Source organism: Desulfosporosinus burensis, from assembly GCF_054657535.1.
Window position 1 is genome coordinate 405,359 of the sequence record NZ_BAAHYN010000004.1, and the last position, 14,866, is coordinate 420,224.

Consider the following 14,866-nt stretch of genomic DNA (forward strand, 5'->3'; position numbering starts at 1 on the left):
ATTCAAAATAGAAATAAAGCAGAAATTTCCTGCTTTATTTCTATTTTGTGTCATTGACTGGAATTATGGAATCGAGATATCTAGCCCGGCCGCCAATTGTACCAGCTCTTCTATTCGAGGGATCCTTGATCCAGCTTCAATGCTGATAAGTTGTTTTAGGGGGATTCCAACATTAGAGGCTAACTCTTCTTGGGTTAACTTGGGCTTTTGTCTGTAATAGACTATTCGTTCGCAGTCAGTTTTGTCAACTATGATCAAATGAATAACTCGCCTTCTTTCACGCACATCTGACAATTTATTTCCTAGCAACTGGCCTTCAACCATAAATTAGCGTAAAGTCGCCAATAATGGGGATTCCTCTAAAAATTTCTAGACTACACCTGGCAACCTCATTTTTTTGATGCCAAAGGAATTAAGTAATAACTGCTTATCTTTATCGATCGTCGTTAACGAATACCTTTTTTCTCCACTCGGAAGATGAATCTCTACTAAGCCAATTTTATGTAACTCCCTCAGAATTTTGCGGGCCGATTTTTGGACCTTCTTCTGTTGGGCGATGTAGTCAAGCGCCATAACCACAAAATACGACAGAACACAGATATAGATATGTCCTTTGACTCTCTCTTCCTTCCAATGATACATTGGCCGAATATCAAGGTCGTTTTTGATGATGCGAAAGGCGGTTTCTACCTTATTTAAGTTCTTGTAGATTTTGACGAGTTTGTCACCTTCATATCCTTCTTCATTCGTTTGAATGACAAAGGTACCATCCAAACGTTGATCGGAGTCTAGCTTCTCTTGGTTTACGCTGTACTCTAAAACAAATCCTGAGTGCCCTCTATTGTCATCTTTGCCTTGAACGATAAAATATTTGCCTGCTTTATTAAGCTTTAATAGAGCACCGACTTTTTTCATAATGTCATCACGTGACTTAATCTGGCTTTTCTTACCCTCAGTCAAAGTCTTGTTCAAAGCTTCGAGCCCTTCTTTAATGGTCTCTATGCAGTGGTTTCGATACTCTGTATCATCCGTTCTTTTCTGGGTATTTAGGCATAACAAGAACCTTTGACCCTCAACTGACGGCAAGAACCGTACAAAAAGACTGTCTTGAATCTCCTTCATTTGAGCTTCGTCAATAGCGATATTTTGAAGGTATTTCTTACTCCAGGCCCGAGGGATCGCCATCACGTATTTCTGGTTTAACCCTATAATTGCTTTAATATTTTTTTCGCTTAACATACCTCGGTCTCCAACAAAAATAAACTCCTTAACTTTGTAGGCATTTTTAATTTCTTCCACGATCGTTGATACCGTTGTTTTGTCGGAGGTATTACCTGAGTAGATTTTACATTTAATCGGGAATCCATCGGGGGTAGTAACCAGTCCGATGACCAGTTGCTCACGATCACCTCACTTATGGTTGAAGTCCAGTTGCAACTAATTTACTGGTTTGGGATTGAGCTGACAACCAATAAAAAAGGCCCCCACCGTTTCGATGAGAGCCAAATGAGTAGGACGAGAGTTTAATGAGGAATATTATGCCCGGGATTCGGTTTGTTATGTGCTTGAATACCAAAGTTTAACGAATTAGAGTCATACAATTCTCTCGATTAATTCTCTTATGCTATTTCCTTGAATAGAATGTTATTAAATATATCGATTGAACGGAGGTTGACTATGATTGACCTTAATGTTCTTGATAAACAGTGCCCAAAGTGTTGCGGCCATGGCAGGATAGAGAACCCCACATGGTTACAGTTCTGGACCAAACAAGACGGGCTTAAGGATTCATTTCGAACTTTGGAGACTAAAGATCAAGTAACCAATTTTGAAAAGATGGCTCCGGGTCAACCAACTGAACCCATGTTCTTTATTTGCAGGGAGTGTCATGGCAGAGGAAGAATACTTACTGCTGAAGGCAAACGGCTTATAGAGTTTGTAAGGTTTTGGATGAATCCGAACTACTAAACGTGTAACAGAATTACCTGAAGGAAAAAGCGCATGAACAGACTCACCAATATTGAAACCAAGGTTAATCTTGACGTAATTCTACTTAAATTTAACCTGACGAACAGATTCCTATAGAGTCCGTACTGATTTTAAAAACTGTTCGTTTTCTGCATCATCCATACTCAGCGGCAAGCGCCTGAGAATGCCATCTTTACCAAGAACACTCGGTACGCTAAGGGCAACTCCCAGCTCTTTATATTGATCATCAAGCAAAAAAGGCATACCCCAAACATGATGAAGTATGCCTTGCTGCTCTGGGGCCCAGATTAACCGAAATTCAGGCTGGTTCCTTGTGGGATTAATAATGGAGTGTTCTAAGAGAAGTGAAAAAAAGATAAAATCCTTTTCATCTCTAGTAGCAAATTCCTCTACGAATAAAATACCAAAGCTCCGAGGCCGACTGAGGCAACAATAACGTTGTTCTTTTAGTGGCTGACTTTATTATACAGTGGCACACTTTATTATTCAGTGACAAACTTTATTATCGAGTGGCAGATTTTGAACATCGCCCTTACCCACACTTAGAGTAGCCACAGTGCGTACACACAACACAACCGCTTTCATGGTTGATTGGCATACCACACTCTGGGCAAGCATTTTCTGTTGCAACGCCTGTACGGACTATTTTTCCAGTTACCTTTTCTCTAGATGGCCTCTCTCGTTCGACAACGCTTGATTTTATAGCCGCTGGAGCAGTTTCCTGCGTTCCCTTTTGCACACTGGCAAAATTTATCCCGACTTCATTATATTTCTTAATCACGCGGGCTATGGCATCTGGGCAAGATGTGACATTAACCCCTTCACGACGCATACACGCTGGGCAGCGAATCCCTTTGATCTGCTCAGTAATTGCATCGACGGACAAGCCTGAACGCAGGGTTATGGAGATCAAACGAGCTGTTGCCTCAGATTGGGATGAACATCCTCCTGCACGACCAGTATTCGTAAAGACTTCGCAAATTCCTTTTTCATCTGCATTGACACTGACATAGAGATTTCCGCACCCGATTTTAATTTTCTCCGTAACCCCTATAGTCGTAGTCGGTCTTGGTCGGGGAACGACTGTGTTTACCTCGGGAATAAACGGTATTTTGGGAGCAGACAACTGTTCCGAGGCCTGTTGGTCTTTGGCCTCAGCCGTCTTGTCATCCTGGGATTGTGCTGCTGTGGTACCAGTGGAAAGCACCTGTTCTTCTCGACTACCATCGCGATAGACCGTTAATCCTTTGCAGTTTAGTTCATCCGCCAACCGATACGCTTCAGCAATGTCTTCGCGTGTCGCGGCGTTGGCAAAGTTGATAGTTTTAGAGACCGCGTTATCCGTATATTTCTGGAAAGCCGCCTGAATCCGGATATGCCATTCAGGCGCGATCTCTTGAGCCGTGGTAAAGACTTCCTGTACCCAGTTTGGGACTTCCTGCAAACCTAAGACAGTTCCCATTTCTGCAATCTTCTGCATTAATTCCGGGGAATAGAAACCATATTCTTGGGCAAATGCTTCAAAGAGTGGATTAACCTCGACTAAAGCCGTCCCATCCATCACTGTTTTAGTATAGGCAACCGCAAAAAGAGGTTCTACCCCGCTGGAAGCACCGCAAATCATGGATATAGTACCAGTCGGAGCAATTGTCGTCAAGGTGGCATTGCGCAGTTTCATGACCCCGTCATAAATGGATCCTTTATAATTTGGGAAGGTTCCCCGTTCTTCAGCCAGGCGTTGTGATTCAATACGGGCTTCCGTCTGAATAAATTTCATAACTTTTTCCGCATAATCAACCGCTTCTTCCGTGGCATACGATGTTTGAAGCAAAATGAGCATATCGGCAAAGCCCATCACGCCAAGACCAATTTTGCGGTTCCCTTTAACAACCTCATCAATGATTGGCAGTGGATACTGATTCACATCAATCACGTCGTCAAGAAAACGAACGGACAAGCGGATCACATGACTCAAACGCTCCCAGTTGATAACCATTTTCCCGTTTTTCTCGATCACCATCAACTTGAGATTGATGGAGCCTAAGTTGCACGCCTCATTTGGTAGCAAGGGTTGCTCACCACAGTTATGCACATAGATCCCGTTAGCATCAAAGGCATTGACCCCTGGAACCTGGACATCATAAACCTCCTCTACTCCTGCCGGGAGGCATTCTGTCACACTGGCCAGGAAGCGCTCTCTATTTAAATTACGATGATAGCCCTCAAGCCGATCTTTAAGGGTTCGCGTTTTCTTATTGTTGCTAAAGCCAATAACCTCTGCATAAATTAGCAAATTATCTTGGGATATCGAAAGTTCGTGCCCTGGCTGAACTTCATAGTCCTGATGACCACCCTTGCCATCCGGCAAAGACTTATAGCCAGAAGATTTGCGATCCCTATAAATCGTAGAAGCCATACCTAAACGATGCAACATTCGTTGGACTATTTGAAGCCCCGAGAGATCCTTTTGCCATAACCTGACAGATACGCCCTTCTCTTGAGAACCCACTACGGTTCCATCTGTATCAAACAGACCCCTTATCAGTCCTCTGTGAAAGTCCGAGCTTGTTTTTTCCAGTTCCTCAGTGAGCCTTTTCTCCTTTGAAAAGATACCATACTCACCCGCCAAATCGCGTAAGGCCGCTAACTTCATCCGATGTTCATTTCTCTCACTGATTACCTTCTGAAAGCCTTTAAAATCACTGCGATGCCGCAGGAAAGAGGCCGCCTTTTCTGCAGCTGAAATCATGGACTGGGCTTCTTCATCATCCCCCCAAATAGAGATGATTCCTCCATTCTCTTTTAACGTCCCATCCCCTAAAAGTAGGCCTAAAAGAAAACCCTCTTCAAAACTCCCCTTACCGGACCAATTCAACCCCCGATTATTAGAAAGAATAAGTTGGTCCCCCGGGTTCAGCTCACCAGCAGGTTTCCACGCCTCAATAATCTGCTCTCTAGTCACCTTCTCCGCAACGCGGACAAGGTGATCTTTTGTCACTTTAAGCTCATAACCCCGCTCTGTTTTGATGGTTATTACTGACTTAATCCCGGTCGAAAAGAACCCTTCCGGACTCGTCCGATGATACTCTCCATTTAAAACCAGGTCCAACCCTTGACCTAAAACCGTTTTAACTTGTACAGGGCCATGGTCTGTTAGGATCCAAGTATCTCCAGTTACACAAGGATTAGTGGCTTCAATCTCTCCTTGCAGAGGAGTAGGATTCCCTTCATTTAAACGGTCAAGAAACACTATTCCAGGTTCCCCATTCTGCCAGGCATGTTCAACGATCTTATTAAAAATCTCCGGCGCGGATAATTCCCCTGCAGAGACACCCGTATGAGGGTCTATGAGATCATAGGGACGTCCTTCACGAACAGCCAGCATGAAATCTTCCGTAATCCCGACGGAAATATTAAAGTTCGTAATCTCTTTGTTATCTTCTTTGCACTGAATGAAATCTACAATATCCGGATGATCGACACGAAGAATTCCCATATTAGCTCCCCGTCGGGTACCGCCTTGCTTAACTGCTTCCGTGGCAGAATTAAAAACTTTCATAAAAGAAATAGGACCAGATGCCACTCCACCGGTTGAACGGACCATGCTGTTTTTGGGGCGTAAACGTGAAAAGCTGAAACCAGTCCCTCCACCGGATTTATGAATAATTGCTGCATTTTTAATCGCATCAAAAATTTCTTCCATGCTGTCTTCAATCGGCAAAACAAAACAGGCACTTAATTGACCAAGATCTCGACCGGCATTCATCAGCGTAGGCGAGTTTGGCATGAACTCAAGGTTCGCCATCATGGTGTAAAATTCTTTAGCTAAGGCTTGAGTTTCTTTCTTCCCCTTGCCATATTGAGCCTCTTCAATCTCTGCAACCACACTAGCTACTCTGTAAATCATGTCTTCTGCAGATTCTGCAACTTTTCCATCAATTTGTTTAAGATACCGTTTTCCCAATACAACACGTGCATTAGACGTCAAATTAGCCTTTATCCAGGTTTTTGGTGCTTGTCCCTCGAAACTCAACTCGAATCCCCAACTTTCCTTATTAACTCTTTAACTAGCTTTTCTACTCGGAAGTTTTGCGCTTTTCAATAAGATCTTTTAGCTCTTCCATAAAACGTTGTATATCTCGAAACTGACGATAGACGGAGGCAAAACGTATGTAGGCTACTTCGTCCAAACTAAAGAGGTGTTCCAAGACAGCTTCTCCCACCTCGGCACTCGACACCTCACGCTCATGGCTATTGCGGAGGGTCTTTTCAATCCCGTAAGCCACATCCTCAATTTGGTCTCTAGAAATTGGTCGTTTTTCACAAGCCCTAAGCATACCAGCCAACATTTTAGAACGTGAAAATTCCTCTCGTCGACCTTCTTTTTTTACAACAACAAGAGGAGAATCCTCAAATTTTTCAAATGTGGTGAACCGACGCAAACAGTGATCACATTCTCTGCGCCTACGGACAGTGGTTCCTTCATCAACTTGCCGGGAGTCAGAAACTTTCGTTTCTACGTTTCCGCAAAAAGGACAGTGCACACTTTCACCCCACAACATATAGTATGCTTTAAATTAAACCATACTATATGTTGTGTGTCAACTCTCCATTTAGACATAAATTAGGTTCGCACCTCTCTCCAACGCTGCTTTCTGTTCATTATCTCTCAATATAATTCTAAGACCTACTTCTATAGGTGTAAGCTCCACTTTTCTGCCTATTTTCGTGAATGCATCGAAAATCTTATTAACTTCAGTGACTCTATCACTCATCTGTCATTCATCAATTGAACTCGAAAAGGACAGACTAACAACTGTAAGCCAAATAGTATTATCTCAAGAAGGAAGTGATATAATCGTGATTAAAAAATTCCCCACAGAAAAAAACGCTAATCCTAATACAAAACCAATCCCATCTCGTCCAGAAGATCAACCAAGTATGGATTCTAGAGACGGCCATGGGCTCTCAAAAGAAGAAGCCTTACGGTCAAAGAAATAGCAAGACCATAAAAGGAGACATTACTTCATTGTAATTGAAGTAATGTCTCCTTTTGTATCAGGGCAAGCAAATTGGATGCTACTAAGAAATTTTTCAGTTTATGCGGTCACAGTCTCCTCCGTGGCTACAGCCACCTGCGCTTCAGCAGCAGATTTTGCTTGAAGTAAGGCTTTTTCTCTCTCTTCTTCTACTAAGAATCGGCGTAATACTTTGCCAATAGCAGTCTTGGGCAAGGCCTCACGAAATTCAACTTTCTTAGGAATCTTAAATGTCGCAAGCTTATCCTTACAATAGGTCATGACCTCTTCTTCTGTAGTGCTTATTCCTTCTTTTAAAACGATATATGCTTTCACCATTTCCCCCCAATATGGATCAGAAATTCCAGCACACACTGCTTCTCTCACTGCGGGGTGCGCATAAAGTACCTCTTCCACATCACGTGGATAGACATTATATCCCCCCGTAATGATCATATCTTTCTTCCGATCAACAATATAGAAGAACCCGTCCTCATCCCTGTGAGCAATATCGCCGGTATAGAGCCAGCCGTCTTTCAGAGTATCCGCCGTCTCCTCAGGTTTTTGCCAATAGCCTAGCATAACCTGATCTCCTTTAATAACCAATTCACCAATTTCTCCCGGTTGTAGTTCTTTTTCTCCCGTCTCCAAATCCATAATTTTAGCATCTGTGTTGGGAGCTGGAACTCCGATTGAGCCCACCCGGGCATGGAATACTGGATTTAAGTGGGTCGCTGGTGATGCTTCCGATAAGCCATATGCCTCAACCAACCTTCCACCCGTTAATTCTCCGAAGCGAAGCGCTACTTCCTTGGGTAGTGGAGCTGATCCACTTAGACAACATCGAATAGAAGAAACTTTGTATTCCTTAATTCGCGGGTGATTAATAACCGCAACATACATGGTCGGAGCTCCTGGAAAGAAAGTGGGTTGATAATCATTGATATGTTGAAGCACCGCATCGAGATCAAACCTTGGCAAAATAATCATTGCCCCTCCGGAAATAATCGCTAAGTTCATACAAGCTGTCAATGCGTATATGTGAAATAGAGGTAATACTGTTAAAACTCTTTCCTCACCCTCGGTACCCAATATCCATTTCCAAGCCTGCATAGCATTAGCAACAAGATTACGATGAGTTAACATGACCCCTTTAGGTGCTCCAGTCGTACCCCCTGTGTACTGCAAAACAGCAACTTCATCCGATTTGCTTTCCATCGGTGGAGACTCTACATTATCTAAGTCTGTATTGGCTATAACCTTCTCAATGTCCATAAATACAGGATTATCTTCTAGCCCTAACCCTTTGAGCCCAGAAAATGCACTTACCCAGTCTAACGCAATAATATTTAGCCCTACTTCTGCTTGGATTGGCGTGATACGAGGTAAAAGTTGTGGAATTGAAACAATTCCGATGGCCCCAGCATCTTGTAAAAGTGCTTTTAATTCGTTTTCCACGTATAGGGGGTTCGTCTGCACCACGATAGCCCCAATCCTTTGGATAGCAAAGAACGCGACTACCCAGTTAGCACTATTGGGCATATATATTGAGATGCGATCCCCTTTTTTTACCCCTCTCTGAACTAACTCTTTGGCCAAGCGCTCAACTTGAATATTCATCTCGCTGTACGAGGTTGTCTTACCTGCAAAAATTAACGCTGGGTTATTAGGATATTTCTGTTCGGTCTCCTTAAACATTCTCAGCAGAGTTTGCTCTGGGATCTCAAATTGTTTTGGAATATTCTGCTCATAGAATCGATACCAAGATCTCTCACCTAAACCTTCTGCCATGCTTGTATCCTCCTCTAAATTTGAATGTTTATTCATTCGCTTTTGCATATATTAGCATATCTATCTCATAATTAAAACATTATTTATTGAATTTTCTTTATTTAATTATTATTCAGTATAGTCTAACTTTCTATCAATGTTTAGACAAAGGAGCGGTTCACTTGTCTAAATCTACTCTTTTAATCGCTAAATTAAAATTAAAAGAAAACTGCCTAGTGCCGAGTCCTCGGGCGCTGGCAGTCCCTTCTCGCTATCCTTGGCAAGTGGCCGCCTTTGTTACACTGATGCTTATCTTACTGAGATAGCCTTTTGTTTGTTACCTGGCGATGACCTACTTTCCCAGGGGCTATGCCCAAAGAGCACACCATTTTCGGCTTGAGCAATCAAGCCAGGGGTCGTGTGTTCGGCACCTGTGAAGGCACCCTTGACATAACCAATAATTGTGCAAGTAACAGCTGTGGATTAGCTGCATAGTCTGCACAATTAAAGACAACGAAGGGAGCCCCCGAGTTCAAGTGTCCAGACTGTACCGCATAGTGGTACATGATTTCTGCTAAGTAGCTTTTTCCCGTTCCAGATCATTTTTTAACTTGTCTTTAGGATTTTTAATTAACCTTAAGTGGCTGCTGAAATTCTTACGTCCTTAGCATTTCAATCCTTACTTTTGTGTTTTTAAACTTTTCAGCATACCCATACTCGACAACCTGGAATTAACCTTCACCTCAACTTCAGCTTGAGGAAATTCCTCTTCCCACCGTTCCTTTACCTTATTCCACTCCTCGGGAAATTCTCGCATAGTTGCCTCACCCAGGCCCAAAATATCTAATTTGTATTCTTCCTGGGCTTTCCGTATTAAAGCAATGATTTCTTTTTCAACAGCTTGGCGTTCTTCATCTTCCAAAACAGCAATCATTTCCGGGTTCAAATCTTCAATACACATTTGCTCTCCAAGATTGCAATTAATATCCACTTCTATGGTATATTTCAGCATACCCATTTCCAACCTGGGTTTTACCTTGCTTTTAGACTTTATAATTTCCAGAGATATCAATTTATCCGGATGTTCCGGACACGGAATAGTAATAATCCCGCTTTTTACTTTATCCTTTATCCATAAATACCCCCTAGTTTCTAAAGGGTTAAGCCAGCCGATCAGCCTATCCTTCCGAAAAACCCCAGCTCCTTTCAGAAGTAGTTCTTCTTCATCCTGCCCGGATTTATTTTTGCTGATTCTGCCGATAACCGGATGGCTCGACTGGGAAGTTATCATATTAGTAACTTCCATAAGATTAACCGCCACGCTTTTCGATAAAGCACCAGAGTCTTTAATCATCCGCTCTAAATGACTGGCCGGGATTTTTTCCAATCCTGCATTACCAGAGATCATTTCTGAAGCCTCTCCTGGGGTTACTAAAACCCTGGTTTGAAGACGCATTTCATGATCCCGGAGAAACCAATCAATGACTGGTAGAATGCCATCCTTAGCCATTTTTTCTCCAATGACTATAACCATGGTATGTGGCCAAAAAAGCTTACGCCCCGATTTTTCTATAAAATTCCTAACCGCATCAAAAACAGTATTACCGCTGCTCTTTATGATCCATACCCCTTTTTCTTTTCCTGATCCGCCTTCTGAAGAGGGGCTTTTGAGTGCTCCTGGTTTAATAACCTGAACGGTAAGCTTTATTTTTTGATCTTCTCCTTTATCAATCCCAACTGCCGCAACAATTGCTAACCGGTCTAGTTCTTTACGATTCCAACACCCCGTTGTTAAAAGGGTGACGGATAAGATTAATAGGAGGAACACAACTCCTCTCTTTCCCCTCATGATTCCTCATTCCTTTGATTTTTACTCGGAGACGGTTTACTGGAACTCCCCCTAACTTGGTTTTTGCTTAAAAGCCTGGGACGGAAAATTTGAGTCCAGAGGGGGGCCCGGATGAACACATCTTTTAATTCTTCAAAATTCATTGGAGCCACGGGGTATAGGTAAGGAATGCCAAAAGAACGTAATTTCATCAGGTGAATCTCGATGACCAAAATTCCCATCAACAGGCCAAAGAAACCGAGGCTGCTAGCACAAATCATAAAAAATAACCGCATGAGCGCCATTGCATCCGCTAGGGCAGTAACTACAAAACCAGAAATAGCAGTAATTGCCACGACAATGACCATCGGATTGCTGATAAACCCAGCGCGTACCGCCGCTTCTCCCAATACCAAAGAACCTACAATGCTTACAGATTGGCCGATCGGCCTGGGCATCCGAACACCTGCTTCCCGCATGATTTCAAAAACCACTCCCATCACAAAGACTTCGATATAGGCAGGGAAAGGAACCCCCTCCCTAGCACCGGCCATACTGATGAGCAAAGACGTTGGGATCATCTCCGGATGAAAACTCTGCAAAGCAACATATATAGCCGGAAATAGAGTTGAAATAAAAAAGGCGGTATAGCGAATGATTCGAATAACCGTTGAATAATAAGGCCTTGAATAATAATCTTCAGCGCTTTGAAACCCTTCAATCAGCAAATAGGGAACGGTTAATACAAAAGGTGTCCCGTCAACAAAGATCCCTACTCTGCCCTCGAGCAGTTTAGCTGCCAGAATATCCGGTTTTTCCGTGTTGCCAATGGTTGGGAAAATCGAAGTTGGGGCATCCTCAATCAGTTGTTCGATATAACCGCTTTCCAAAATAGCATCAATATCAATCCTTTGAAGGCGTTTTTTTACTTCCGTAAGCATTTTTTCATTGACGATTCCTTCTATATAGGCAATATAAACTGGGGTTTTGGTTTGCCGACCTAAGTTCAAGCTGTCAAAACGCAACTTCTCATTTTTAATTTTGCGGCGCAATAGTGCTGTATTAACCCCTATAGTTTCTGTAAAACCCTCACGAGGGCCCCGAACGACTGCTTCAGTATCCGGTTCCTCTACCCCCCTCGCTTCAAAACCCCTGGTCCCGATGATCAACAAGGCAGTGTGAAAACCATCCAGTAGTAAAGCCGTTTCCCCGGACAAAATCCCGTTGATCACTTCTTGTAAAGCCGTGGCCTCCCGAACACCACTATTCGGTAAGGCACAACTTTTAATTTTCTCAAAAAAATTTCCCTGCTCCATGTTTTTCAGCTCTTCATTTTGAACAAGCTCAGACATCAAAGGCTTTAAAATTGTGGTATTGGTAATTTCCGAGTTGACCAAACCGTCAATATAAATGAGGCCTGCCTTCTTGTTAAGATCAAAGCCGAGTGAAAATTCCCGATACGCCACATCGACACTGCCTTTAAACCGTTCTTTGATTTGCGACAGGTTCACCTCCAGCCGGGAGTCCAGACCAACCGATTCTGCTGCTAGAGTGCTTTTCGAATTTTTATTTTTATTTTTTTGGGGTTGATGATTTTTTTTTGCCGAATTCCAAAGCTGAGTTAATATTTTCAGCATCTTTATCCCCTCTTCTTTATCCAAATCGGTTTCTTTCGGTGTCTCAAGAGGCTGACAAAGAAAAGCAGAGTTGTTAAACCTCCTTCTACCGATAAAGCAAGATAAGTAAAAATACTACTTTCAAAAAGAGCATCCGTATCGGTAATATTACGAAACAATGTCATCGTTAAGATGAAAACCGCGACCCCAATTAACGGGGTAAGAGGTTTATAATCTGGCAGCTTTAACAGTTGTGCAAAGCCAAGCGTACTAGCATAATAAAGCATGGATATACTTATAAAACCGGCTGCAATCCAAAAAATCATCACCAAAAGTTCTAATCGTTCAAAAAAATCCCCTATTTCAATCATTTGGGCAAGGCTGTACAAAGGAAAACGCAATTCGGCACACATATTGGCTCCGAAGACCATGATCACAACTAATAAATTTAAAATGATCAGAAGGGTTCCCGTAACCACCCCTCCTAATTTTGCTTTCAAGGTATCTTTGGGGTTGTTATGATAAGCCATAAAGACACCCATAATGATACAGACCCCAAATAAGCTCCCGGGCAAAAGGCTGTTCTGTAAATCTTCCCGCATGCTCAGTTGAAATACCGGTTTTAGGTTTTCTAGTTTAATATGGTTAATATTAAGAGCAAGGGATAATAGTAATGAAAATACGACCAGCGGGCCAACCAGTTCGCTTAACCTCCCTATGGGCTCCAAACCTGCGTTTACCGCATAAGCAGCCACTATGAGCATAATAAGATAGAAAACAGTCTGAGGCGTTTCAGGCATAACTGCTGTGGTCAGTAAACTGATCGTGATTTGCAAATCGACAGCAGTAGTCAACAAAAAAAATAGCGCAAAAATTAACCCAACTCCCTTGCCCAAAAACCTCCCTAAGATCTCTTCACTGTACTCAAACATGGTTTGATTAGGATACCTGAGTCCGAGGACGTAGAGAACGACGGCGACCACCGCGTCAATCCCCAGGGCAATGAGCATGACAATCCAAACATCCTGTTTCGTACGAGAAATAATAATAGAAGGAAGGTTAAAAAGAGAAGCACTTAAAATTAAAACAAGAATTAAAAAAAAGAATTGCTGACTAGATATCCTTCCCTTTTCCAACATTTCTTCATCCACCAATTTCTACAATGATTAACAATAATTAGTCTGCCCCTAATCCACTTTTATATGTCATTAATTCATTCTTCACTCTCCCAAGTCTTTGCGTATTCCTTACCTCTGCAAGCCACTCTGCCCATTTCCTCCTCCCATCCGATAGGCCTTTCCCTATTTTTATTGCTGCTAATACTTGTAAAAATAGTTAAAACCAGTCCTTGGTATAATTAAGAGGAGAAAGATTATAATAATAAGAAATTGGATTGGATTGGATTGATATATATATCAGAACGTTGGAGACTATCAAGTAAACAAATATTTTTTCTGATTTTTTGTGTAACATCAAGTAGTATGCTTTTATCAGGTACAACCGTCATCAAGCAGTCTGAACAGGATGCTTGGTTGTCACTCCTTGTTGCCATAGGGGTTAATGCTATCATTGCAGTTATTCTTTACATACTTGGACTGAGGTATCCCAATCAGACAATATATCAATACAGTGAGGCAATTTTGGGAAAACTTCTTGGTAAGTTAATTGGATTCATTTTCCTTCTGTTTTTTTTATTTATGGGATCTCTTTTCTTACGGACAACAACTGATTTCCTTTCTACGGCTTTAATGCCTGAAACTCCGGCTATTGTTTTTAGCATTGTTATCCTTCTGGTAAGTATTTATGCTGTTAATTCCGGATTAGAGGTCTTAGCTAGGCTAAGCGAACTGGTAAGCCCTTTGGTGATGCTTTTCTTATTTATCCTTCTTCTTTTTAACGCAAAAGGGGTTAAATTAGAAAACCTTCAGCCTGCTTTCCAACATGTTAAGGAAATCATAAAGATTAGTGTATTGCCCAGCGCCTTAATCGGGTCTTCTATTGTAATGGGGGTATTTATGGCTTATCACAATATCCCTGAAAAAACGCTTAAAGCTCAGTTATTTGGATTGGTTACCGGTGGGGTATTCTTAATTCTCATTTTGATGCAATCTATTACTGTCTTGGGAGTTAATCTTTCTGCTGAACAAACCCATTTCATTTATCGCCTCGCTCAAATGATTAATGTAGGGGATTTTTTTGAAAGGTTTGAACCCCTAGAGGTGATCGTATGGATTGCAGTGACTTTTATTACTATTACCACTTTTTATCTTCTTAGTTTAATTGGCTTGGCGCAATTGCTAAAATTAAAGAAATATCAAACGATAAGTCCTTTAATAGGAATAACTATGTTATTTTTGTCTGAATTCTTGTTTCATAGTGTTGTAGACAGGTTTCACCTGACTAAAGGAACTATTTTCCCTTATACTGCTATAACAATAGAAGCTTTACTTCCAACCTTACTGTTAATAGTTAGCCTTATAAAACATTCGAAAAAAAACTCTAATAGGAGCAATTCGAGGATTTAACGAGAACCTTTCTCCTCTTTCAGCAAAGTGATATTGTCCCATCCCACGATATTGCCCGGCAGATTTAGAATTAACTTTCGCCACACGGCGACTCATAACGCATACTCCTGCCGTGTGGAC

Annotated in this window: 10 protein-coding genes and 2 pseudogenes; 2 read left to right on the forward strand and 10 right to left on the reverse strand. The window is 41.9% G+C overall.

Going from position 1 to position 14,866, the window contains the following annotated elements:
• Positions 1–63: 63 nt before the first annotated feature.
• Positions 64–324 carry a helix-turn-helix domain-containing protein gene (locus ACYQ3Q_RS09415; RefSeq protein WP_459928303.1) on the reverse strand — a complete coding sequence of 87 codons (261 nt, stop codon included), beginning with the start codon at positions 322–324 and terminating at the stop codon, positions 64–66.
• Positions 325–369: 45 nt separating this feature from the next.
• A pseudogene (locus tag ACYQ3Q_RS09420) lies at positions 370–1,410 on the reverse strand (IS1634 family transposase); the annotation flags it as partial.
• Between the two features lie 267 nt (positions 1,411–1,677).
• Between ACYQ3Q_RS09420 and ACYQ3Q_RS09425 the strand changes: the two are divergent.
• On the forward strand, positions 1,678–1,968 hold the full coding sequence (locus ACYQ3Q_RS09425) for a hypothetical protein (RefSeq protein WP_459928304.1): 291 nt from the start codon (positions 1,678–1,680) through the stop codon (positions 1,966–1,968).
• Positions 1,969–2,079: 111 nt separating this feature from the next.
• On the opposite strand, the gene ACYQ3Q_RS09430 is transcribed toward ACYQ3Q_RS09425, so the two are convergent.
• The 8 genes and pseudogenes from ACYQ3Q_RS09430 to ACYQ3Q_RS09465 form a co-directional block, all read right to left on the reverse strand.
• Positions 2,080–2,232, reverse strand: coding sequence for a hypothetical protein (locus ACYQ3Q_RS09430; protein ID WP_459928305.1), 153 nt, complete (start codon positions 2,230–2,232; stop codon positions 2,080–2,082).
• Positions 2,233–2,521: 289 nt separating this feature from the next.
• Entirely contained in the window at positions 2,522–6,022 is a 3,501-nt protein-coding gene (locus tag ACYQ3Q_RS09435) for a TSCPD domain-containing protein (RefSeq protein WP_459928306.1), read from the reverse strand.
• 43 nt (positions 6,023–6,065) lie between these two features.
• Entirely contained in the window at positions 6,066–6,533 is a 468-nt protein-coding gene (gene nrdR / locus ACYQ3Q_RS09440) for a transcriptional regulator NrdR (RefSeq protein WP_034142687.1), read from the reverse strand.
• Between the two features lie 555 nt (positions 6,534–7,088).
• The gene (locus tag ACYQ3Q_RS09445) at positions 7,089–8,798 is read right to left on the reverse strand and encodes a long-chain-fatty-acid--CoA ligase (RefSeq protein ID WP_459928307.1); all 1,710 of its coding nucleotides are present in this window, start codon (positions 8,796–8,798) and stop codon (positions 7,089–7,091) included.
• 354 nt (positions 8,799–9,152) lie between these two features.
• Positions 9,153–9,376 (reverse strand): annotated as a pseudogene (locus ACYQ3Q_RS09450) (sigma 54-interacting transcriptional regulator); the annotation flags it as partial.
• Between the two features lie 80 nt (positions 9,377–9,456).
• Entirely contained in the window at positions 9,457–10,626 is a 1,170-nt protein-coding gene (locus tag ACYQ3Q_RS09455) for a Ger(x)C family spore germination protein (protein ID WP_459928308.1), read from the reverse strand.
• On the reverse strand, positions 10,623–12,242 hold the full coding sequence (locus tag ACYQ3Q_RS09460; RefSeq protein ID WP_459928309.1) for a spore germination protein: 1,620 nt from the start codon (positions 12,240–12,242) through the stop codon (positions 10,623–10,625). Before ACYQ3Q_RS09460 ends, ACYQ3Q_RS09455 begins: the two co-directional genes overlap by 4 nt.
• Before the next feature lie 2 nt (positions 12,243–12,244).
• Positions 12,245–13,360, reverse strand: coding sequence for a GerAB/ArcD/ProY family transporter (locus tag ACYQ3Q_RS09465; protein ID WP_459928310.1), 1,116 nt, complete (start codon positions 13,358–13,360; stop codon positions 12,245–12,247).
• A gap of 249 nt (positions 13,361–13,609) precedes the next feature.
• On the opposite strand from ACYQ3Q_RS09465, the gene ACYQ3Q_RS09470 reads away from it, so the two are divergent.
• Positions 13,610–14,746, forward strand: coding sequence for a GerAB/ArcD/ProY family transporter (locus ACYQ3Q_RS09470; RefSeq protein WP_459928311.1), 1,137 nt, complete (start codon positions 13,610–13,612; stop codon positions 14,744–14,746).
• Positions 14,747–14,866: the final 120 nt, after the last annotated feature.